23 protein-coding genes and 2 pseudogenes are annotated in these 23,122 nt (G+C 39.4%); 5 read left to right on the top strand and 20 right to left on the bottom strand.

Translation table 11 applies throughout. The features are described from left to right. Positions 1 to 13 precede the first annotated feature (13 nt). Positions 14 to 181 carry a YvrJ family protein gene (locus tag BEP19_RS10715; RefSeq protein WP_120189858.1) on the top strand — a complete coding sequence of 56 codons (168 nt, stop codon included), beginning with the start codon at positions 14 to 16 and terminating at the stop codon, positions 179 to 181. A 235-nt stretch (positions 182 to 416) separates the two neighbouring features. On the opposite strand, the gene BEP19_RS10710 is transcribed toward BEP19_RS10715, so the two are convergent. From BEP19_RS10710 to BEP19_RS10675, 9 genes and pseudogenes are all read right to left on the bottom strand, one after another. Then, positions 417 to 986 (bottom strand): DUF2812 domain-containing protein, encoded by a 570-nt coding sequence (locus tag BEP19_RS10710; protein ID WP_120189857.1) that lies wholly within the window; start codon positions 984 to 986, stop codon positions 417 to 419. Beyond that, entirely contained in the window at positions 973 to 1,290 is a 318-nt protein-coding gene (locus tag BEP19_RS10705; RefSeq protein WP_120189856.1) for a PadR family transcriptional regulator, read from the bottom strand. The genes BEP19_RS10710 and BEP19_RS10705 overlap by 14 nt, the downstream gene beginning before the upstream one ends. Before the next feature lie 443 nt (positions 1,291 to 1,733). Beyond that, entirely contained in the window at positions 1,734 to 2,117 is a 384-nt protein-coding gene (locus BEP19_RS10700) for a YhfM domain-containing protein (protein ID WP_147393790.1), read from the bottom strand. A gap of 326 nt (positions 2,118 to 2,443) precedes the next feature. Beyond that, entirely contained in the window at positions 2,444 to 3,046 is a 603-nt protein-coding gene (locus BEP19_RS10695) for a hypothetical protein (protein WP_120189854.1), read from the bottom strand. A 231-nt stretch (positions 3,047 to 3,277) separates the two neighbouring features. Next, positions 3,278 to 3,466, bottom strand: a complete 189-nt coding sequence (locus BEP19_RS10690; RefSeq protein WP_120189853.1) for a hypothetical protein — start codon at positions 3,464 to 3,466, stop codon at positions 3,278 to 3,280. 189 nt (positions 3,467 to 3,655) lie between these two features. After that, a complete protein-coding gene (locus tag BEP19_RS10685) occupies positions 3,656 to 4,033 on the bottom strand; it encodes a hypothetical protein (protein WP_120189852.1) in 378 nt (125 codons plus the stop codon). Positions 4,034 to 4,097: 64 nt separating this feature from the next. Beyond that, positions 4,098 to 4,274: a hypothetical protein gene (locus tag BEP19_RS17680; protein WP_170145339.1), complete on the bottom strand. Its 177-nt coding sequence runs from the start codon at positions 4,272 to 4,274 to the stop codon at positions 4,098 to 4,100. Next, entirely contained in the window at positions 4,271 to 4,573 is a 303-nt protein-coding gene (locus tag BEP19_RS10680) for a hypothetical protein (protein ID WP_120189851.1), read from the bottom strand. The genes BEP19_RS17680 and BEP19_RS10680 overlap by 4 nt, the downstream gene beginning before the upstream one ends. Before the next feature lie 1,153 nt (positions 4,574 to 5,726). Further along, positions 5,727 to 6,500 (bottom strand): annotated as a pseudogene (locus BEP19_RS10675) (type I restriction-modification enzyme R subunit C-terminal domain-containing protein); the annotation flags it as partial. A gap of 89 nt (positions 6,501 to 6,589) precedes the next feature. Between BEP19_RS10675 and BEP19_RS10670 the strand changes: the two are divergent. After that, positions 6,590 to 6,964: pseudogene (locus BEP19_RS10670) on the top strand (ATP-binding protein); the annotation flags it as partial. A gap of 7 nt (positions 6,965 to 6,971) precedes the next feature. Then, on the top strand, positions 6,972 to 7,070 hold the full coding sequence (locus BEP19_RS18275; RefSeq protein ID WP_425452752.1) for a hypothetical protein: 99 nt from the start codon (positions 6,972 to 6,974) through the stop codon (positions 7,068 to 7,070). Positions 7,071 to 7,252: 182 nt separating this feature from the next. Here the strand turns inward: BEP19_RS18275 and BEP19_RS17675 are convergent, their stop codons facing one another. Next, a complete protein-coding gene (locus tag BEP19_RS17675) occupies positions 7,253 to 7,399 on the bottom strand; it encodes a hypothetical protein (protein WP_170145338.1) in 147 nt (48 codons plus the stop codon). Between the two features lie 191 nt (positions 7,400 to 7,590). Here BEP19_RS17675 and BEP19_RS10665 point away from each other — a divergent pair, with 191 nt between their 5' ends. Next, positions 7,591 to 9,282, top strand: coding sequence for a DUF262 domain-containing protein (locus BEP19_RS10665; RefSeq protein ID WP_120189849.1), 1,692 nt, complete (start codon positions 7,591 to 7,593; stop codon positions 9,280 to 9,282). A gap of 374 nt (positions 9,283 to 9,656) precedes the next feature. On the opposite strand, the gene BEP19_RS10660 is transcribed toward BEP19_RS10665, so the two are convergent. From BEP19_RS10660 to BEP19_RS10635, 6 genes are all read right to left on the bottom strand, one after another. Continuing rightward, a complete protein-coding gene (locus BEP19_RS10660) occupies positions 9,657 to 10,745 on the bottom strand; it encodes a hypothetical protein (protein WP_120189848.1) in 1,089 nt (362 codons plus the stop codon). Continuing rightward, the gene (locus BEP19_RS10655) at positions 10,738 to 11,358 is read right to left on the bottom strand and encodes a hypothetical protein (protein ID WP_120189847.1); all 621 of its coding nucleotides are present in this window, start codon (positions 11,356 to 11,358) and stop codon (positions 10,738 to 10,740) included. Before BEP19_RS10655 ends, BEP19_RS10660 begins: the two co-directional genes overlap by 8 nt. A gap of 36 nt (positions 11,359 to 11,394) precedes the next feature. Continuing rightward, complete coding sequence (locus BEP19_RS10650) at positions 11,395 to 12,699, bottom strand: hypothetical protein (RefSeq protein WP_120189846.1); 1,305 nt, start codon at positions 12,697 to 12,699, stop codon at positions 11,395 to 11,397. A gap of 363 nt (positions 12,700 to 13,062) precedes the next feature. Continuing rightward, positions 13,063 to 13,935 carry a phosphorothioated DNA-binding restriction endonuclease gene (locus BEP19_RS10645; RefSeq protein WP_120189845.1) on the bottom strand — a complete coding sequence of 291 codons (873 nt, stop codon included), beginning with the start codon at positions 13,933 to 13,935 and terminating at the stop codon, positions 13,063 to 13,065. A 21-nt stretch (positions 13,936 to 13,956) separates the two neighbouring features. Continuing rightward, positions 13,957 to 14,328: an HIT family protein gene (locus BEP19_RS10640; protein WP_211329336.1), complete on the bottom strand. Its 372-nt coding sequence runs from the start codon at positions 14,326 to 14,328 to the stop codon at positions 13,957 to 13,959. Between the two features lie 118 nt (positions 14,329 to 14,446). Beyond that, positions 14,447 to 16,720, bottom strand: a complete 2,274-nt coding sequence (locus tag BEP19_RS10635; RefSeq protein ID WP_170145337.1) for a 3'-5' exonuclease — start codon at positions 16,718 to 16,720, stop codon at positions 14,447 to 14,449. Between the two features lie 1,068 nt (positions 16,721 to 17,788). On the opposite strand from BEP19_RS10635, the gene BEP19_RS10630 reads away from it, so the two are divergent. Further along, a complete protein-coding gene (locus BEP19_RS10630; RefSeq protein WP_120189844.1) occupies positions 17,789 to 18,184 on the top strand; it encodes a hypothetical protein in 396 nt (131 codons plus the stop codon). 176 nt (positions 18,185 to 18,360) lie between these two features. On the opposite strand, the gene BEP19_RS10625 is transcribed toward BEP19_RS10630, so the two are convergent. From BEP19_RS10625 to BEP19_RS10610, 4 genes are all read right to left on the bottom strand, one after another. After that, a complete protein-coding gene (locus tag BEP19_RS10625; protein ID WP_245983476.1) occupies positions 18,361 to 19,167 on the bottom strand; it encodes a DUF2935 domain-containing protein in 807 nt (268 codons plus the stop codon). A gap of 210 nt (positions 19,168 to 19,377) precedes the next feature. Continuing rightward, complete coding sequence (locus BEP19_RS10620) at positions 19,378 to 20,355, bottom strand: polysaccharide deacetylase family protein (RefSeq protein ID WP_120189843.1); 978 nt, start codon at positions 20,353 to 20,355, stop codon at positions 19,378 to 19,380. Positions 20,356 to 20,382: 27 nt separating this feature from the next. Further along, positions 20,383 to 21,252, bottom strand: coding sequence for an SDR family oxidoreductase (locus BEP19_RS10615; protein WP_120189842.1), 870 nt, complete (start codon positions 21,250 to 21,252; stop codon positions 20,383 to 20,385). Between the two features lie 19 nt (positions 21,253 to 21,271). Next, the gene (locus BEP19_RS10610) at positions 21,272 to 22,942 is read right to left on the bottom strand and encodes a thiamine pyrophosphate-binding protein (protein ID WP_281269291.1); all 1,671 of its coding nucleotides are present in this window, start codon (positions 22,940 to 22,942) and stop codon (positions 21,272 to 21,274) included. Positions 22,943 to 23,122 lie beyond the last annotated feature (180 nt).

The following is a 23,122-nucleotide window of genomic DNA, read 5'->3' as shown; positions in this document are numbered from 1 at the left end:
GGGACCTACACGCATGGAACATCTGGATCTTATCCAGCTGATCAGCAACCTAGGTTTCCCCATCTTCGTTTCCTGGTATTTGCTCACCCGCGTCGAAAGCCGCATCGAAACGCTCACCGCCTCGATCACCGCAATGACCCAGGCGATCCAAAGCCAAGGCACTGCGCAAAAGGAAACGTAGACGGGGGACCTTTTCACGCTCAAGCGCCTAAGGGCGCTAGTCCTCTGTCGAATAGCTATTGAATAGATCGGATATTCGATAGAGGCATAGCGCCCGATCAGTAGATTTTGGGACCTAACTCCGACTGAAGGTGGCTCGCTCTTCCGCACTGACTGGCTTAAAACTCCGCTTATGTGACTCAATTCATATGTAATAATCAACCCGATCCCTGTCTGCTTATTTTCTAATTCTCGTATTATTTTTCTTTTAACAATGAATACTTTCGATAAGCTTTATAGAAACTGATACCAAAGAAAACAAACATAAAGACGGGAAGCAACCTTAAAAGGGCAAATGGCGTTTCGAATAAAAATGCTTTCCAAAATAATGAACCTTTCATATTCCAAAGACCTTCCGTTAAATATAAGCCAGAATCTTTTAAAATCATATATGAAAAAATCAATGACAGTATAGCGAAACTTGATGAATAATCCATCAATCTTTTATAATAATTACTAGTTGATTGGCGATCTGAAAAGATTTCATTTTGATTATCATCTTCTTTTTGCCAATAGTGTTTTCCACCAAATTGCGACCCCTTTATACAGTTCCAACCGAAATCCTCATAAATCACTTTGTATTCCACGAATCTATTCTTTGATAAATAATCTTGATAATCCAGACGCATTACATATCTCTTGTCGGTTTTTTCGAAAGTGTATATTCCTAATCCACTAATATTTGTGCAACGATAGCCTTTTTGTAAATGATCGTTCAGCCATTTCTCCTCTTTTTCTATATCAAAAAACGTGTTACATTTCTTCATTCGATTCACTTCCTTCGTATAGGGATAAAATATGCAGCAACCGATTTTGTTCTATTTTCAAAATGGCGTTTCCTTCCGCAGTTATCGTATAAACTTTTCTCCGACCTGACTCTCCAACAGGTTCTATCCAACCATGTTTGTTCAAGTTGTCAATCGCGCCGTATAATGTACCAGCCGCTAAAATAACGTTGCCATTACTCATTTGTTCTATTTTCTGCATTACGGCATAGCCGTGAAGTGGCTCACGTAGAGCTAATAAAATATAGTGCATGGTTTCGGACAACGGCAATAATTTATGTTTCATATTCTCAGCCTCTATTCAGTTCTACTATATAGTTCAACTTAATAATAAGTTAATACAGTTCAACTGAATAGTCAACATTTTTTTCAAAATCAATCAAAGGAACTTAAAAGTAAAAAGCATGATCACAGGGGAAATATCAATCTAAAAAGTCGCTTTCCTAACGTAAGGGAAAGCGACTTTTTATGTAGTAAGGATTAGTAACTCTGAGGATTTCTGGTTAAGGAGTGTTGATGAATGGAAAATCAAGAAAGCCAAAATACAAAGCGCAGTGTAACCACCTTGAGAACGAACCACTTTATGGATTATTAAGGAAATAAACGTCTTCATTCTCTTCACTTTTAAGGGGTATTCATGAAACATCTTCTCTATTTTGGGTATTATTATTAGAACTATATACCATTCGCATTGATAACTTAAAAGTGAGCCACTTTTAACCGATTCGATCACATAAAAAGTGAGATTAAGCGATTAGTCGACCTGATTTCTAGTTTTGGCTTAATCGTCGTAACGTTTCTAATTTTAGCCGTTGAACTTTCTGAAATAATATGGAGTGTATGAGTTTCTTCTACATTCATAATCATCCCGTCAGCCTCATTAAGCCATAGGAAATATGCTTCACTTCCAAGTTCAACTCTATATTGAGGATCAACTACGTTAACCATTCCTGGTAACCTTTTAGCATCCTTGAATGCCTTCTTAAAATCGTTAACTATATTTTTGTCTGTAAAAGTAATCAACGAATTTTCTTTCATTTCCGTAAAACTACTCATTTCATTAATTTTTATATTTTCAAGATCCCCTGATGAACAACCAACAACTATACTCAAAGCTATAACTAAGAAATATAATTTTCGCAGAAAGAAGCCCCCCTCAATAAAATAGGACGGATAGCACGTAAGATAGTTTCTTGGACAAGCAATGTTCGTGCCCCCCCCTCTCCACCATAGTTACTGAGTAACACTGTTCCGGACATAAGCGCCGTTTTCCCCTCATTTTTCCCGAAAAAGAGGAGGGGGCGTAGGAAGCAGACGAACAATCTCACTCCAAAATCATCCATCCATCAATCACTATATCCGCACACCAAATAAACCCAAGACGGTCGGCTTTGAGATCCTACGTTCATTTTTCTAGAGAGTAACATTAACTCCTTCCCCTATTCATTCCAATCGATATACCGTGCATCGGCCCCGCTTAATTTGTCGGCCACTAATTTTCCCTGTTCATCAAAGCCGCGAATCGTCCACTTATCTTCCGTGAAGTCATCGAACACAAAGAATGCGTACCCATCAACAACTTTTTGCGTCTCATATTGGTTCGGATGTTCCTTTACTTCATGCCAAGTTAAAGAATAAGGTTCATATAGCGGAATCCCTAACTCGCTATTTCCAATCGCGATGTGTTGGATTTCAGCATCCTCAGCTATTTTGATCCCTAAAATAAAACGGTCTTTCTTCACTGTACCCGACGCGATTCCCGCCGCTTGAAACGGTTCTTCTTTCTTTAACCAATTGGTGGAGCCGCCATCAAATCGATAAAGAAATCCAAGCTTTTGGTTGACTCGCGCGACACTAAAGGAGTGAGTTTCCGGATCTTCCAACAACATAGCCATTCCATCGGCCATTTCCAAAGTCCGTACGATGTTACCTTTTTGCGGATTCCCATGGGTTGGCTTGAATCCATAACCCGTAAGATAAATCCCCCCCAAAATAACGATGAGAACGGATATTATGCCAATCAACCATTTTCTAGCCATCATTCAACTGCCTTTCTTTAAAGTAAATCCAATCTTTCTCCTTCCATTATGCTACACCGCTTAAACACCCAGGTTTCCCCTCAAAGGGGCGATGTATAAGATCCCGCATAAACAAACGGATTCTTTAGACGTTAGAAATCCTATGTAATCAAGGGGATCGGCTCCATCGCCGTGTTTAACAAACCAGACAAAATCTAAACATTGTCTTCCTAAATGCAGCGCCTATACAAATGATTACTTTCGCACCTCTTTTTCCAACTGCTCCACACGTTTTTCTAACGTTGCATAGTCCGCTGCGCTATTTTTCCGTCTTCGAAAAAATAGAATTATAAACAAGCATGGAATACCAACGATAACAACCAGTACAATAAAAAAGACAACGAGCGAATAAATCATAGTTCCCCATTGTATCTCTAGATCCATGTCGTTCCTCTCTCCTTTCGACGGTCATTTATTCTAATAATTATTTCTTTACATAAAAATTACCTCGATTCAAAATCACGCTTATGTCATCCTGCATGCAATCATCATACATAACAGGCCGTTCCTGTAAAGCAGCCCGTCTCTTCTCCCGATTCATTCATGACTGATTAAAATTTTAGAGTAATTCCTTTATTTCGTTATCGTAAAGATCGATTGCTTTTTAAGCCATTTTATTCTCTCCATGTAATCTTTCTCTGCTTCAACTTCCGTCAATATATTGTTGGAAACTAACAAGACATAAAACGACTCCAACATCTGTGCTGATATATGTATAGGTGATCTCTCGGAGGTAATCATCATTCGTTGTCCGTCAATCAAGATAGATGCTATCTTTTCAGGCTGAACAAGCTCGATTTGTACACCGTTCCTATCGATTACCTCCGCTAGTACTTCGTCATCTGGGACTTCCTTATCCGTATCATCCTGGTTAGATTTCGCCATAACGATTCCGATCACAATCAAAATAGCGATCATAGAAGCCGTAATGGGCACTTTCTTGGTCTGCATAGTATGGATATAATCCTTTCTACAAATGATTTTTTAGGAGAAAATCGCTGAAAGATCCATAATCTTAAATCGATTCGGGGATCAATTTAATTTTCTCTTCAAACACCTCTTCATCCCCAATCTTTATCCAATATATCATCATATAAATTTGACGGATATCATCAAATGTAATCGGATCCCCATCTTTATTGGAATGAACCCCCAAGTTAGATCTACCTATATCGGCCTGAACCTTGTTCACCGGACCCATTTCCTTAATACAGAAAGATACTTATGCTGATCAACTCCATCGATTTCAGTAAAGACTTCTATACCAATAAATTGGAGATCATATCTTGATTCATATTTCTTTGTAATTTCCCCACCTCCCGTCTTTATTGTTGTGGGGGTTATTTCTAAAGAGTAAGACTCAATCTTCCAATCTTCTCCTTCACCAGACAGAAACAACACATTATTTTCTTTACTGCACCCTGAAAAAATCAATACAATAAAAAAACTAACGATAAAAACAAACCATCGTTGACGGTGGTTAATAAACAACAACAATTCCTCCTGTCCCTTCGTTTTACCGTGTAGATCTCCATCCAAAAAGCAAGTCTATATAAAGACGATATTTTAATCCAAAACGTTCCTAAATTATATCTGAAATAGTATCTATTAGATGCGCCCCAATAGGGTACACTCTATTGATATATTTTTTTATAAACACAAACAAATACGTATTTGTTTCCACATGACCTATATAACGATCTAAATATGCTGGTTTTTAATATATTCTAAAAAAGTCTCTTATCGGATTATCCGTAAATTACCTAGATTAATGAGAGGTGTGTTTAATGACGATAAGGAGAGAAGGGAAGAGGCTGACTAGGGGGTTTATCCCATAAATTTATAAACTATATTATTGGAGTGATTCCTATGATGTTTATTGCAGAATAGAAGTACATAGTTTTGCAAAGGAAAAGTACATAATGTAGCAACTTAAATCCCATAAAAAAAGTTTTCTAGCCTTCCAAAATTTCTCTACTGTATTGGTGTCGAATCAAATGCAGTGGAGGTCGAAAGGAACGCTGGCAATGCTTGAAGTTAATTGTATCAAACTAATGAGAAATCAGAGATCATTATCTATTAATCACATATCAAAAACGCTAGATATTAATTGGAGAACAGCGAAAAAGTTTGCGGATGAAAATCAACCCCCATGATGTGGATAATCAATGCTAGAAATAAAGGTGAAGCGTGAATGAGTAATATCTACCTTGTTGTCTATATGCGACAGTCATGCTAAAATTAGATACACAAAATATAGTATTGGATATACTAAAAGAGCCAGATGTTGGTAGCGCCTGGCTATGCAACCGTATGCCGTCTAAAGCGGTCAACCAACTTTAGGCTTTTGAAAAGGTAACCAGCCAAATCTCGGTCAGGAGCGGGCGGTTACTTTTTTCTTTGCCTGACGAGCATGATTACAATCGTAAGTACCCCGATCAAAACTAAATTTGATGTCAGAGTTACCATCATAGCTTCATATGTCGTCATTTTTACCACCTCTCCTCATAAGGGAAGCGGTCAACCGCCCAACTGCTTTATGTAATTGCCTCTCTATTCTAGCAAACTATTCCTTTACCGTCTATTTATCACAAAGCAAAAAATATAGCGGGCATATGATGCGATGAACTGTTTATATCCCTCTCTATGCCCCCGCAATCTCCTCCGCATTTCGATTGATCTCGTCGATGATGCCGATGATGTTTTTCGCGTCGTCGATGTTATCTTTGAACAATTCAACGATGCTGCCGACGGTTTTGAACGGTTCTTGTTGTAATATTTTTTTATCGAGGGTTCCGTTCTTGACGATGAAATCAACGATCAGTCTGACAAAGCGGGTTTGCTGAAGGTTCAATCGTTCTTCCGATAGGAACTGTGAAAAGGCGGCATTGGCGGCTTCGCGGTCCAAACCAACAATCTGACGGACGAGTTTCGTAATCGGCATCGGCGTATCCCCAAAATCCCGCTCGTAATCGTCTTTAGTGCCGAGTTCGTTCCAAAGGATATGTTCCAGCATGTCCACATCTTGAGCCGTTAACGGCTTATTGTGGTTCAACTTATAAATCGCCAGCTGATCTTTATGTTGGACAAGGTAATGATGCACTTTTTTCCGATAGCTTTGTAGGTCATTGGCGCGGAACATCGGACCGCTTTCTTTTACTTCCAACACTTCATCTTGAAAGTTTGTATAGTAGAGTTGTTGCGATTCTCTTTCTATGTACTTAATGAGTTCCCTTAAGGCTTCTCGGACCTCATCCAGTTCAAAAATATCCGCGTTGTCCCAGAATTCTTCTGTTAAAACTTTTTCAATGGTCGGCTTATTGTCTAACACTTCTGGAATCGTGCCTAACTTGGATAGCGCTTCCGCTGTTCGGATCACGCTATGGATTGGTTTTGTCGCATTTCTCGTTTGCAACTGTAACCGTCAAGTAGAATTAAACAGTTTTTGATAATTAAGACTCAACAGTTTCCAACAATTAAGAAGTTTCTAGCGCAACGGTATGGGAGTTATCTTCCTGCGATTTCATTACTAATCGGCAAAACATCGTCATGATTGGAAACCCGGTTGCGGGGAAAACTCATCTTTCGATCGGTCTCGGAATGAAGGCTTGTCAAGCTGGCTTTGCCGCTAAATTCTATACAGCCGCCAATTTAGCCTTAGAACTATCGGAAGCATTACAGTTCAACCGTCTTTCTAAACTTGAAAAAAGTCTGTCCAAGCTAGACTTGTTAATCCTAGATGAATTATCTTATCTTACATTTAATCGGCATCAATCTGAATTGCTGTTCCAGGTTATTTCAGAACGATCCGAACAAACGAGCAAGCATTATTGTAACAACCAATTTTTAATTTTCAAGGTGGACAGAGCTATTCGAAAATGACATCATAGTGTCCGCTCTTATTGATCGTATTACGTTTCGTTCTCATTTCCTCGATATGAATGTTGACGATTCATATCGATTATTACAAACCATGAAAGGAGATTAATAAAAGCGAAACGCTTCCATAATTGAATGTTATAAGAAAACGATGCATCTGTAAAGATGAGCCTTCGATCTTTCAGGTGCATCCTTTTAACCTAAAGTGGCCTACAATTCTTTCAGCGTTTTAATTCAACTGGTCTATTATTTTACAGGCGCGACGGGTCTACTATTTTCTCATCAGCTGGCCTACTTTTTTATTGACATTCGCAATTTAATTGCGGCTTCCGCAAAATCTTCCGACTTCCCAGCCTTTACCCATTTCCTTACATGCACGCCTGCCGTTAATTGAGTACAGGCCATAAAGTTAGGATTGTTCATAGTAAGTGACGACACTCAATCGCCTTCTCCTCTCCTTTTAAAATCGTTGTTGGCAAACAAGATTCGACTTAGTATGATATAATTTTTGTTAGTATAGGTATAATTGCTCGGTTGTAAACGACGAGTCAGAATTTGTTCTTTACGGCTGATATAAATTTTATGCAAAAATCCTGCGTTGAAATTTGCATAGATTAGGGGGCTCGTAATTGAGTAGATTGATAGATAACAGCATCACCATATACGAGGCGTTGCAGAACATTAAAGACGGAAAATATGTAATGCCCGCATTTCAAAGGCAATTTGTTTGGGGAATGGATCAAATTGAAAAACTGTGGGACTCTATTCTATTGGATTATCCTATTGCGACATTTCTATTTTGGCGTGTCGATAATTCTAATGTTACAGGAGATACTTATTTTTGTAACTTTTTATCTGAAGTGACCTTTAACAGCAGAAAGCAAGCTGACAGCGTTAATTACGAGTTAATAACTATCGATGTTGAAAATACAGATACGGCAGTATTAGATGGTCAGCAAAGGCTAACATCATTGTTTTTATCATTGTTCGGAGAAGCATACATACGTCCAAAGAACGCTAGAAGAAATTCTGGGAATAAGATTATAACTAAACTTTTAATAGAATTAAACAAAAATAAGATATCCGTCGATGCGGAGGAATATAACAGTAAAAAGTTTGATATTAAATTCAGCGAAAAAATTGGCAGGTTGAGTCCTACACAATTTGAGATAAAAAACATCCTCGATCCAGTATTTCATGATGAAATAACGAGAGAAGAGGCAATTGAAGAAGCCATTGTAAATGTACCAGCTGACAGCAAGGAATATGCGAGAAACATTTTGCAAAAGTTGTATGATAAGGTTTTTGTTGAGAAATTGGTTAGATTTACGGAAATTCTTGATATGAAACAAGATGATGCTCTTGAAATGTTTGTAAGATTTAATAGTGGTGGAAAACCACTGCGAAAGTCCGAAATAACGATGTCAATTCTTGAAGCATACTGGCCTAGCGCAAAAACGGAGTTTGGGAAGATTCTTGTTGACTCGTATAAAGATTTTGGCACAGACTTCATTATCCGCGCAGCTCTGATGATGTATGGTGATGTCGTTAAATCTAACATTAACAAAAAAATCGCAGAGGATTTAAAAAATGATTGGAACGGATTTAAGGAAGCGCTGATAAATTTAGAAAGTTTACTTAAGGAAATGAAAATTGATGTAAGTCGTTTTTCAGGGAGCTGGAACGTATTATTACCAATTATTTACTACATCTATTATAATCCTGAATACGAAACAAACATTAAAGGGGTTCGCGCATACTTACTTAGGGCGATATTCTTTACTTATTTCCAGTCCGGGACTACAGGTAAGTTGCAACAAATGAAGAGTAACATCAATAGCTATGACTATGATATAACCATTGAAATGTTGGACCAGATGAATGATTTGCGAGTAACAGATGGTAAAATTGAGGATGTACTCAACTCCGAAAAAGGAGGCAGAGTCGCCGGCGAGGTTTTATATTATTTGAATCTAGACTGGACAAATAGGAACTTTAAATACGAACAGGACCATCTTCATCCAGATAACAGATTCAATGAAAGCAAACCCGTAACCGTTTCTGTTGAAGATTGGCGAAATTGGCGCGGATTGCGTAATCGCTTGCCTAATTTACATCTGCTTGAGGGTAGAAGTAACGGCAGTAAAAGCGATATGCGACTCGTTGATTATTACAATGACATGAACGATGAACAAAAAACGGATTTTTATAAACATGCTATGATTCCGCAAGATCTCTCGCTTGAAATAGAAGATTTCGGTACGTTTTATGAAGCAAGAAAAGCAATACTCACGGAAAAAATACGTGAATTGTTGGGCTGATTTCCAATAGTCATGGTAAAAATTAGCAAGTCTTACATCGCCAGTAATATTTTTACAGAACAAAAGCGCAGACCATTGCAACAGCTTCCGCATGGTCTTGCGCTAATTATGGCGACTAACCCGCACAGACACTGATAGCCAAAGTGAGGCGCTTTACAGCATTTCAATTTCATCAGCTATCTTTTCCATTTTTTTTTAAAAAAATCCAGTTAATTTTGCGATTACCTTGGCTTCCAGGCCTTCTCTTATGGCATTACGAACCACTTCCAATTTCCCTTACATCTATGCTACGTTCCATCCCTTTCCTGATACCCTCTTCTCTAAACATTTCACCCAAATTCATAACCGCTAGCTACACTTACCCACACTTCCAATCAATAACTACCCTCAACAGTTGAGCCTTTATTAAGCTGAGGAATTTTTGTTTTTTCTAAATTCATCTTATCATAAAGTACCTTTTTTGATATTTTAAAATTATAATGATGTTTATTCTCATTTGTCATGATGCAAAGGTATCTCCCCACAGTTTCACCACAATTTGTGAATACCTCCAATTCACACGTCAAATCTTCATGAATAATGTATTCAATAATTTCGTTTTTATTGTCTACTTCAAAATTAATTTCCTTTATTTTATTTTGCAGAATTAAATATTTATTATTATTTTCGCCTTCTATTTTATAGTATATATTGAATTTAAAATCTTCGCCATGCCTATAAAATTTAAATAGGTAAGTAACATAAGTAAATGATAATTTCGATTCCAAATATACCTCAAACTTATCCTCAAACCTATAAATATTCAATTGTGGACTACATTTAAAGATTATCTCAGATGTATCGGCATTAGATTTATACAAGTATCCAACATTTGTCAAATCGGTTGTGTCAGGTAATTTTGACTTTCCCAAAATATTAACTTGATTAATAACTAAACATAATACTATTCCAAAAAGTAAAGTAATTAACCAAAAGCTGACACCCAACCCATACATAAGAATCCCGCTTAATTCGTAAACACTAAAAGTCCCTTTTAAAATTAATTTGATATCAATGAGCGGCGTCTGGGAATAGTGCTTGAGCAAGGTACACCACATGATATTTAGTGACCACACGGAAAGTAAGTAGGAGTAATATAAAAAAATCAGGTCTTTCTTTTTACTCTTGGCTACATAGTTTTGTAGGTTCCTCTGGATATCCGAGTAGTCTAAAGCATAAGGATAATAGTACTCTTCTATGCCCCTTATATTGTTAAATATTCGATTTTCAAATATAATAGTCAGGTATAGTACTATAAAACCCAAGAATCCGACTACTCCAGTTACCATCCAACTAGCCGCTCCAAACCTAATATCGATTAAATTAGATTTACTGTTTGGCAACGATGTATCCGTAAAAATAAATATAAAAAACGGCGATATTGTAGCTAGAACTAGGAAAAACCATCTTACTATTTTACGCATACAACTTAAATAACTCCTCATACATTTCTAGAGCTTCGTTTTCAGTAATATTATCTGGCGTTGACACAGATGATCTCTTATCTACAGTAAAATAATAGTCATTCCCTATCTTACACGTAATACTCAAAATACTATCCTCTATTCCAGAAAAACCTTTAAGTATATCACCTTCAGTATTTTTCTTTAAACCTCGTACATTAATAGTGATTTCATCACCAGTCTTACTCCTCATATTAATTGCTATAACCTTCCATTTATCCTTAGAATTCTTTATATAATTATTCATAAAATGACTATATAAAGACATTTCCTTTAAAATAAAATTATATTCTTTTTGAACCCTTGAAATAAAGTACTGCACTTCTCTTTCAGATTCACTTAGCAGCAAGAGCCTATTGTATTTTTTAAATAGCACAGCTCTAACAACCTTAGGTTCTCTTTTTATGATTTTATCTTTGAACTTTACCGAATCTATCCACTTTAATGTTATCTCAACAACATTTAAAGCAATCTTTTTTTCTGTTAAACTTTCAAAAAAAGAGGGAGGGCTCTGAACATAATCCAACACTTCTGTTTTACCTACTTCAATTTTAAATACAACAGCATTATTCATTGTCCCCCCCTCCCTTAATTACATTTAAATTGAATACTATTTTTTTAATATATTATCTTCACCTTCAAGTTCTCCCAAGGTATCAAACACTAGTTCTAATTGTTCTGATAATTTCTTTAGGCTAACGTCCTCATCACCAAATCCCGTATTGTCTAGTAGTATCTTATTATTATAGGCCGTTTTGCCGACTAGCTCACGAATGCCCTCATCACTAGCTTTTGCTAAAATCTCTAGTAAATACTGATTATTTTCGTGAATTACGTTTTGAATCGATTCAAATACAAATTTGTCGGGTGCTAAATACTTTCCTTTAATAATATTAAGTCTGGTTATGGTTTCCTGAACGTTACTAATACCACTTTTACACATATCAATGTATTCATTTTGCATTGTATACATAAATGTTCTTTGATACTCCTCTGGAACATCTATTAATACAATTTTTAACTGAGAATAATTATCCCCTTTAAAATAAAAGGAAGATGCAAATTTAATATCATTATATATTATGTCTAACTTAAAAGATAATACGGCACTTCCTACCGTAACATATTCACACGCTAGTTGAGAAGACAGAATATCATTCCCATTTAAAGTAACGTTTCTTATCCCCGTACTTCTAGACGACTCACTACCTGTTAAAAATTTTATCTCCTTAAAGTTAGCTGTATATCCTATTCTTTTCAGCCTGTTGTATACAAAATCAATTATTAATGCTGTTCTAAAATGAGTCTTACCAACTTCATAGCTTTGTGCATAATTTTCAGTGATATCAAAAGTTGAAATCGGCCACCTCAATACTTGTTGCAAAAAGCGTTTAGCCGTTTCCTGTGTAGTGTCCTTGCCAACAATCATTGTTAATATTTCTTGTTTTTTATCAACAAGTATTTCTATAGAATGTCTCGCTTGCAAACTGTCTGAATTTAAAATATCCTGCATTCTAGCCACATTGTGTTCTTTTATGAACATTTTAAAGCTACAACTATCCTTATTGTTTTGAATGGAACTTATCGTTATCTGATTAGAATTTAGGAATGTGTAATTATGTTTTTCCTCTATTTGATTTTCCCTTAGAGACCTAATCGATGTTAAGCGAAAAGTATAAGCTGGATAACCAATTGTTCTCTTGGTCAATGCTAATTCCAGAAATTCCTCTAATTCATCCTCATCTATAATAGTGGATAAGGTTAAAAAGTCATCTACCAATTCCTCCCTTTTTAAATAATCTATGCGTTTAGAGGGCTTCCAGCCCATCTTTTTCTCAGAGATTATTCTAGCTAATTCTTCTTTATTCAATTTAGGTGCAATTCTATTTAAAAAACTTCTTATTTTACTAGTCATTACATCAGCCCTTACTTATTTTTTCCTATCCGACATATATACCTCAAAGTTCTTAGAAACATTTAGTCATTGTATTAATTATGTCTATTTTTTTTGTAAATTCACTTATTAACATTAACGATCAATCTGAAGACACTCTATTTTTAAATTTAATACCTCATTGAAAACTAAAAACCATATTTTTCTAATTACTCTAAATATACCATACATAAGGATTCCTACAAACTTTTCTTCGTAAGATAGTTTTTTCAAGAGATTGTTACATAGTATCTCCAAAGACACTGTTGGAATCCTAGAGATAGACCTACTTGTAAGTTAATTCACCTTATAAGTAGGTGCAGGAAGATTTGTGTTAATTTTAATTCACCCACTCACATACCTAGCCTCTCCTTTAAATACTTCATGCACATGCCAATCGAGGTAACTTTGTTTTGGCTGATAGTGTGGCGAGATGGGTTCGCGGATGGGTTGACCATGATAGCGTAATAGCCATTCTTCGAATCCGTTCGTTCCATGGGCTTTTTCGGATACGAGCAATTTTTTTGATTTGTTAAAGGTAAACACGCCGCGATCAAATAGTTTATGGTGCAACGAACATAGGGCGATTCCATTCTCTTCTTCGTCTGGCCCGCCCGATTGGTGCCATTTAATATGCGCCGCTTCAATCGCAACGAGGTTGTGACCTAAACGAACATTAAACCCACAGACAGCGCAGCTAAATTCATAAGCGCGTAGAATTTTTTCGCGAAATCTCGGATCTCTGGTTCTACGTCTGTATGTACCTAAGTTTAATCCGACTTCGAGCAATATATCTTCATGGATCGTGTCTGGAAAATGTTCATTTAATAGGAATTCAGCAACCTCTCTTACTAGCGTAGCATCTTGCTTAAACAAGTCATAAACCGACTCTTTAAACCCACCGATCACATCATTTTCGATGAGATAACGGTTTTTTATTTGAGGCCTATCAACACGTTGGTTTAACTTCCAAATCCCATCGCCTTGCAAGCGAACGAATGGTTGTTCCGGATGATAGGATTTACGAGGCGGTCCAAATTCCATTAATAGATTCGTCAGCTTCTCCCTTGCTTCCTCGTAATGAAATTCACGTGTATTTTCATTTTGCAGGCGCCCAAGGGCGTACAAAATAGTCAGGGGTTTATGCGGGGCTCGCTCGTCCCTCTTTTTCCATATTTTAAGGTCTGCGATTTTTTGTTTAAGTTCCTCTGCATTCAAAGGGTTCATCCTCCTTCCCTCTCACGGATACGCCACCAAATTCGGAATCGCTTTGCGAATCCCGCCGCGCGGATCGGCAACATCACCTTTATAACGCGGGATCAGATGAAAGTGCAGATGCATGATCGTTTGTCCGCCATGTTCTCCGATGTTGACGCCAATGTTGTATCCGTTGGGTTGGTACTGTTGATCGATGTGTTGCTTGCCTTTATATATCAGCTGATGGATGGCAACGATTTCTTCCTCTGTCGCATCAAAGTAAGTGATCGCATGCCGTTTTGGAATGACGAGCAGATGCCCTTCTTGTACGGGATATTTATCAAAAAAGGCGATCGCTAATTCATTTTCTAATAGGATTTGTTCTCGTGGCATCGCGCAAAAAGGACAGTTCACACTAACTCTCCCCTTTCACTTCGCAAAGAATCTCGATCTAAAGAGGAGTGTTCTTGCGATTCAGTTTACTTAAAGATCCCCATGATCTTTTGTATCAAAGACGGATTTTTTTCCTCTTTTAAGAAAACGTATCGCGGAAAATATTCAAAGATGTCGTACTTTTTTTCATAGTTTTCAGAATTTCCAATAGTTCATCACCATACATCTCCCATCTTTTCTCTTTAAAGAACGGCAAGGACATGAATTCTTCCTGGGTATGCGGGATGAATGTCGCAAGGATCATGAGCGACTTGTTTTCAATAATTGTATAGGCTGGGACCTTGTTTGCCGCCGCCCTCTTTTTACGCCAACCTCTTAGGGTTTCAAAGACGAGTGGGTTATGATTCTCCTCTGAAAAAGCATGTACATCAAACGACGTTTTCGCCATGGTTTGCTCACTCTCTTCCGTTTCAATGATTTCAGTTGCTTCTAGTTCAGTCGTCGCGGCCGTTTCTTCGGTCCAGACAGTGGACGCTAGTTCTTGCTCTAGTTGTTCTTTTACATTCGGTTGATTCACATGAGAAACAGATTCCAAATAGTTCGTATACTTGGACACCCCGCTGTAACTTAAAAACAGCCATTCTAATGCTCTTGTCATCGCAATATAGAGCAAGGCAGCTTCTCTTTCCTCATCCTCTTCCAATACAAAAGGCATATTATCAAGGTTAACAACGAATACAGCCTGGAAATCCAACCCTTTGGAACTGTCAATCGTTGAAATTTTAATGCTCTCTTCCTTTTTGATGAATTGTCTTTTCGTTTCATTATTTTCAGACAGCCAAAAATAAGGGAGTTGATGCTGTTTTAAAACGCGCTTAAGAATGTCGACATAGGAATGATTACGATCTCTTCTGATCCGATAAAGGATAATCATTTCTGAAAAAGGGATGTCATATTCCTGATGTAATTTATGTATACTCCTCGCGACGAAATCCACTTCCTCTTCAAAATTCGACGCTTTATATACGATCGGTTCTGGTCCTGTTCGTTCTGTTTGTCGGGGTGGGATCACTTCCGCCTTGCTCTGATCTGTTTTGTCGCCATCATACGTATGCATCTCATAAAACCGCCAAGCAAACTGAAGGATCTCCGCCGTATTTCGATAATTAATGCTTAAGTAACGGGACCTTCCCCTGAAATCAAGACCTGTCAGCTTTCGCAAATTCCACTTTCTTTTATAAATATTTTGGGCTCGATCTTCAACGATTAATAACGATTTTGTTTCAGGATTTAAACACTTGCTAATCATGTTGAGCCACTCGGGTTCAAAGTCTTGGCCTTCGTCGATCAAAATGGCGTCGTACAAAGGATAGGAACCTTCAGGCATTTCGCCGTCCTCTTTTATCCTCTTTTTCGAAATAAACCCGTGATAATGAAAGACCTCGACATTATGGTCGGTCTTGTCGCTATTTTTCGTTGAAATGAAATCGATCATGTCTGCTGGCTCTCTTAATTTTTCCTCAATCATTTGTCTGATCATCGTCGCCAACGAGATGTTGTAACAAAGGACAAGAATCTTCCAATCTGGATTGTTCATTTGCAATGTTTTTACACGACTTGCTAGAATGAGCGTTTTTCCACTTCCGGCAACGCCTCGAATCAGACGATGCTCTTCCCCGATCTGTTTTGCCAAATTTTCTTGGTGAACATCCATCGTCTTTAAATCGGTTAGCGATAGCAGCCAGTCCTCTCGATATTTGCGCGGTTCATTCCATTTTGCGCTAATGCGGACCTCGGGGAAAAGGTAAAATCGAATTGTCTCAATATCTTCTACTGTTAGATATTGTCTTTTCACATGTTTAAAAGGAAACATGCCGTACAATTTTTCAATGAAGTGTTCACGCGAAAAAGTATCGTGGTCCAAATCGAGTTCATCTCGCGTGAGTGTAAAATGTGGTTCATTTATATGATAGATTTGATGTTCAACACATTCTGCCTGTGTAATACGCGTAAAAACCGTTCCATACCCGTACGGAAACTTGAGCCTTCCTTTATATTCTCCGTCCCACGTAAGCAAAGACTTCTCTTTTTGAAGATAACTCGCTATATGAAACATGTTATCCCGCGCTTGTTTCAACGGACTTTTAACCGTTGTTAATTGAGCCTCCCCATGCTGGATAAACCATTCATCTTTGTTTATTTTTACAAGCGTATTTTTCGTATAGTCTTTCACTTCAAGAACGAGTAATCCTAAGTGAGGAGCTATGATTAGAAAATCAGGTCTTCTTCCATTCACTTCGGGTTCATAATAGACAATGAAATCATCAGGTAATGATGATTTCAACGTTTTAAAAACAAGTTTCTCCCCTGATGTTGCCTGCCTAGGAATAGAATCAGGTATCATTTGAGCCATAATTATTTACTACTCCTTATAATCGGACAAAAAATATGGATGCTTGTCCTTTTACTGTGGTGAAACGCATAACTACTTCACGTCCAAAATATGGGTCTATTATATCATATTCAATAATGGTAGTTTGAGAGATTCACTTCCCCTTTTCTGTGGAAATTAGGTCGGAAAAACAAAGCTATTCAGCGAGGCTAAAACTTTGACATTACCGTGGACGCGCATTCAATCGGATGAGTATCTCATACGTAAAAATCGTTTTATGAATTAGGCTTAAAGCCGTCAAGCCCGAGGAAAACTAGTGATTGAAATAAAGTGATTAAAATGAAGTGATTAAAATGAATCACAAACAACAACAGCATCAAGGTTTAGCCATATTGCTTAAACCTTGACGCTGTTCTATTTACGGTGGAATCCAAGTAAAAGATTTCCCGTTTGCGCCTTCTATCTGCCTTTTCCCAATCCGTTCCACCCATACCAGCTTGTCACCTCACTTCTTGATCTAGGACCCACACCCTGCATACCCGCTTGGGGTTTGGGTCTTTTTTATTTTCTGAAAAAGGAGTCGGAAAAACGGTTGACAATCCATTTTAAATTAGATAATATTGCCCTAAGTAAACATTGTTTCCCTAACCTAACAGTGTTTGCCTAATGCAATGCGTTCTGAAGAATGAAAAAATGGTAGACCTCCTATCAGTCTTATGAAAAGCTTCCAAAAGAATCAGAATTCAGAACAGATCAGAAGCAAGGGAGCGCCGCATCTAAAAAGCCGAATGGGATCACTTTTTAGCGCGCGGCCTCCCTTTTGCTTTGACTCGAATGCTTTCGATTAACATTGTCATGTCTCATAACTCCCCTCAAACGACATTGATAAACCGAGCCACATTTTCTGCTAAGAAAACGGCTGGGTTTTAAATTTGGCGCAAAAGGTTCGCTATATGGTCTTGAATCGTTCACGCGATCGAACAGCGCTTTCATCTGATGCTGATAAAAGACCCCAGTTATTTTATAGGATATTGTTCCCAATGAACGCAGCTTGAATATGATGGGCAGTATCTAGAAAGGGGAATGAATATGAACAATCATGCCGATGAAAAATGGCGAGTGGACTACGCTGGACAACAATACGTTTTAGACGAAAATGCTCGTGAAGGAATGGTGTTCCCAGCTCAATGCTCTAATGATTTTATAAATGCTGTAGGTCCGGATCTTTCTATCCCAGGGGAAGATAGCCACGCGCAAATGATGGAGAGTTATGATGGGCAACCGCTCGGAAATCATCCCACCCTGTTCGGTCAACAGCAACTGAAAAATGATCTTGGTCCCGTTTACGCGATTCCAGCTTACCCATGGTATTACAATTACAATCAAGGTTCGGGAAATCACTATCAAGCTGTCATGCCTAAATGTAATTGCTGGCGCCATCGTTATCCTATGTATCCGTCCTTTGGATACGGGCGCTATCGATAAAACGAGCAACCTGAAAATAAGGCGCCCAAATGATAGGGTTCTGAACTCCCTACGTTTGGACGCCGTTTTTTAAAAAAATAATTCTATCAACAAAATTGATGGGATTGGTTTTGTTCATCCGATTTAAGTATTTTAATATTTAACCTATAGACTAGTCATTCCCCTCGAGACAAAGGCTACGTTATTCTTTCCTCCTCTAAGTTCCTCCATAAATGATGGGCTTCCCTGGCAATGTGTTCTAGTAGATCCGGCGGTGATGTTGTCGCAATGGCGCATCTCTTGATTAAGTCACTCAACTGCAATTTAAAATCCTCTAAGCTTTTAGCCTCTTTAATAATCATATTTTTAAATTGAGTTAGGATCGGTAAAGTATCTTTCCTTGGGGTACGTATCATTGTTTGAAGCGCGGTTGCTTGCATATACAGGCGTTCGAATTTTTGCATCATTTCCATGACTTGAAAGTTTACATCGTAATTTGATACATCCGAATAATGAAGAATATAGCCTAAGTGATCTGCCATTTGTCTTAACCAAAAGACGCTTTCATGGATAATTGCGTCTGAGGGTGAAATTTTTGCGCCCCGTTCAATTAGTTTAAAGACCCTCTGGGATTCCTCGGCTTCCCGTACCATATGATCTAGTAGTGATACCGGCGTAGAAATAATAACCTCACAGCGCAATGATTTATCCATTGTATAAGTAAGCAAACGGTGAAATTCACGAGTAACATGTTTAGCTTCTTTTAATAAATTTCCAATATCGCCTTGTTTCGTACTTGCCTTTTTCCATACCTCCCCTAAACGTTGGATGTTGTTCAAGTTTGCGCGGGCCAATTCTGTTTCGTAATGGCTGATCTCCCTATCAAAAAAACGACCATGGTCATAGTCATTTCGTAGCCAAAAGGCAATAATCCCATAGGTGTCCCTTTCGTAGTTATCCGTATATCCCTTCACTATTCCACACCCCTTATTCATTTTTGACATGTTATCGTTGATCCTTGACTGAATTTCGCATTGCATGCTCATTCATCTATCGCTTATTTAAAATACTTCATAACTACGTGACCAAGGTCCTGAGTGATCCCAACGGTTAGATTGTATTCCCTATTCCTCGTCCATTATGACGTCCACGTGGGAAAATAAAAAAAACAGACTCGTCTATAAGTCTGTTTTCCTGCATATCTGTTGAAATTATCATTCTTGTTGAGCATCCTTCAGTTGATCAATCCGCTTTTCACTCATCAGTTCGCTGACTGTTCCAAGCTGCAGCCCTTTTGCTTTGATTCCCGCGATCATGTCGGCAAACCCTTCCGCAACGGGCTTTGTCGGATGCATCAGAACCATATACCCCTTATCTATCCCTTTCAAAATTCGATTGACCATTTCTTCCGTTGCGGGCTTTTTCCAATCGACGGTGTCGATCGTCCATAGGATCGTTTTCATCTCAAGTTCATCCGCAACTTCGATGGTTGTCTGATTAAAACTCCCGCTTGGCGGCGCAAACCAGGTCGGTCGGACTCCAATCGTTTCCACAATAACATCATTCGTTTTGTCTATTTCCTGATAGGTTTCGGTTTTGGAACGTCTTTGTAAATCAGGATGACTGTAGGCGTGGTTGCCAATTTCATGCCCTTCCATATAAATCATCATCGCCAGTTCCGGGTTCTTTTTGACCCAGCTCCCATCATAAAAGAAGGTGGCTTTCACGTCCGCTTCTTGCAAGGCTTTCAGAATCGGCAGTATATATTCATTTCCCCAAGCTACGTTGATTAATAAAGCGGCCATGGGTTTCTGCTGATTGCCCCGATAGATCGGTTCCGCCGCTAAATCGTTGAGATGAACGTTAGGAGGCACTTCTTTAAACACAATCTTTGTTGAATCGAATGCGCCGCTTTCCTTCATCTTTTCATAACTTTTTTCAATATCAACCTCTAACCCATTATATCCGGGGATCGCTTTCCAGATCCGATCAATCTTCGCGTCAGTAGGAGCAACCCGATGCTCCTCTTGAAACGCTTTGATTTTTTTATACAGCTCGTCATTTTGTTCCCTTTCAAAAAGAGGATCGGTAACTGATGTCTTTGCCGCAACAACAGTTGGTTCAATAAGACTACTCAGTCCAACGATGAAGACGCACAAGGATAATGCCGAGATGATGAGTCCTCTTTTCATTCCAAATCCTCCATATAATTGATGTTTTTAACCGTTGACCACGACGCCGCCTGTCGCATGAATCATCTGACCCGTAATATAAGAGGCATCATCGGAAGCGAGGAAAACATAGGCAGGGGCGATTTCCGACGGTTGCCCGGCTCGTTTCATCGGGTTCGTATTCCCCCAATCAGCCACCTGATCCGCGGGAAAAGACGCTGGAATCAACGGAGTCCAAACGGTACCGGGCACGACCCCATTGACGCGAATCCCTTTTTCTGCCAATGACTTGGATAACGAACGCGTGAACGAAACGATCGCCCCTTTTGTAGCTGAGTAATCCATTAGAAGTTTGTTTCCTTCGTACGCTGTTAGCGAGGCGGAATTAATGATGGCGGAACCTTGCCCCAAGTGTGGTAAAACTAATTTGGTTAGGAAAAATAGTCCGAAAAAGTTCGTTTGGAACGTTTTCATTAATTGATCTGTTGTGATGTCTTCAAGATTTTGTTGCACGTGTTGCTCAGCCGCGTTATTTACAAGAATATCAATTTTATTGAATTTCTGGATTGTTTGATCGACCACTTTCCTACAGAAGTTTTCATCGCCGATGTCCCCCGGAAGAAGCAGGCAGCGCCGACCTTGACTCTCCACATAGTGTTGGGTTTCCTTTGCATCCTCGTGTTCGTTGTAATAAACAATCACGACGTCGGCCCCCTCTTTTGCAAAGGCTACCGAGATCGCCCTGCCTAGACCGCTATCGCCGCCCGTTACAATCGCCACTTTATTCAAAAGTTTGTCGGACGCCTTATAGTTTGGGTTATCAAAAATGGGACGCGGATTCATTAACGATTCAATGCCCGGTTGTTGGTCCTGATGTTGTGGCGGGAATGCGGACGTTTGATTACACTGATTATTCATGATTTCCACCTACTCTTTCTTATTTTTTAAAATCTGGATGAGTCACAGGCGCCGCGCATATATCGATCAAGCAAGGGGCGTTAGTCGCAAATGCCTGCTGAAATACCGATACCAGCTGGTCGCTGTGGTCTACCTTAAAAGCTGTCCAACCACATGCCTCCGCAAGTATTGCAAAATCGGGGTTCGTCAAATCCGTCCCTTCGGGGATCAGGCCTTTCATAAGCATTTTATCCCGTTCCATTTGCAAGCCCCCGTTATTAAACAAAACAATCGTAATCGGCAATTGATAACGCGTTGCTGTAAGTAAATCCGCCAAGACCATTTCCAATCCCCCATCACCGACAACAGCAACCACTCTTTTTGTCGGATAACAAAGTTGGGCTGCCATCGCGGCGGGAAGGGAAAATCCCATTGTCCGCCAGCGACTGGAAGTGATCACCTTCTGTTGTTGAGCGCGAAAATTTCGGGTAAACCAAATCGTTACATTTCCTAAATCCAAGGTCACAATCGCGTCTGATTCGATTGTTTTTTCAAGCGCTCGAACAATCGCTGGGGGCGGAACGGGGGACCCGCTCACATTCCCCTCGTTTTCATTCTCCCGATCCCACATCTTTTTAACGTCGCGAATGCGGTCCATCCACCCTGTGTTAGATTGATAGTCTCGTAGATTGGAGAGGAGGATCGTTTCTAGATTCCCGCAAATCCCTATCTCGATTGGGGTCGATTTTAGTACCTTCGTTTGATGATTTGCGATTTGAATGATTTTAACCTTCCGTGGGGTGTCGTTCTCATTCCACCATGTGGTCCCGACACTTAGGACGACATCCGCCCTTTCAAAAAGATATGCGGCATGCGGATTGCCGCCTGTCCCAATCCCGCCCAATAGAAAAGGCGAAGAATCGGCAACGATCCCCTTCCCTTCCCAATCGGTGACAATGCCCGCGCCCCACTGTTCGGCCAAAGCCTCAATCGAGTTGCCCGCGCCCTTAGCCCCATAGCCAAGTAAAATCATCGGTTGTTTGGCTGTCTTCATCGTATTGACGACTTGCGCGATTGTCTCTTCATTGGGGTTCGTCAAGGTCTGATTCGGAAAAAGGGGAGGCGGGAATAGCGGTTTACTCAGTGGCATCGAAAAGACATCCTCTGGAATGGATAAATGGGTGACCGCGCTCTCCGATAAAGCAATGTTCATCGCTTTTCCCAATAAACTGGGGCATGTATCCGGATGAACAACGAGCGAAGAAAAAGTAGCAAATGGTTTCACCGCTTCTTGCTGGTCCACATATTGTTTATAATCCGTTCCGATCTTATGAAGCGGAGCCTGACCCGTGATCGCCAACACTGGCGTCTGATCGATGGAAGCATTCCCCAATCCGTTTAACAGATTTCCGAGACCTGGACCCATTTGTGAAATACAGACACCGAGCTTGCCCGTTAACTTCGCCTCGGCGGAAGCCATGAGTGAAGCGACGGATTCATGTTTAACGGCGATAAATTTAATTTTATCCTGCCGCGCGATGGCATCCATTAAACCAAAAATAGCATCCCCAATCACCCCGTAGATCCTTTCCACTCCCCACATAGCCAGCTGTTCGACGATGCCCTCCGCAACAGTGGGTGTAGTGAACGGCGTCTTCGCGTCGGGAACGGGTCGGGCTGTTTTTGAGATAAAAGGTTCCACATCTTTCACGCAACTCAACCCTTTCAAAACTTCGATGGATAATGTCATTATCCCCAAGCCAAGTCTTTCCATTCGCGGCGATAAAATTTCCGTATAGCTGGGATCGTTACTATCTGTCATTCGTGGAAAAGGGGGATGGCCGGAAAGACGGTTTGAACCTGGGATCTCGTTGGATACGTCATGATCGAT

Source organism: Ammoniphilus oxalaticus, from assembly GCF_003609605.1.
Lineage (GTDB): Bacteria > Bacillota > Bacilli > Aneurinibacillales > RAOX-1 > Ammoniphilus > Ammoniphilus oxalaticus.
Note: the sequence above shows the minus strand (reverse complement) of the source record. Positions and strands in the feature narration are given on the sequence as shown.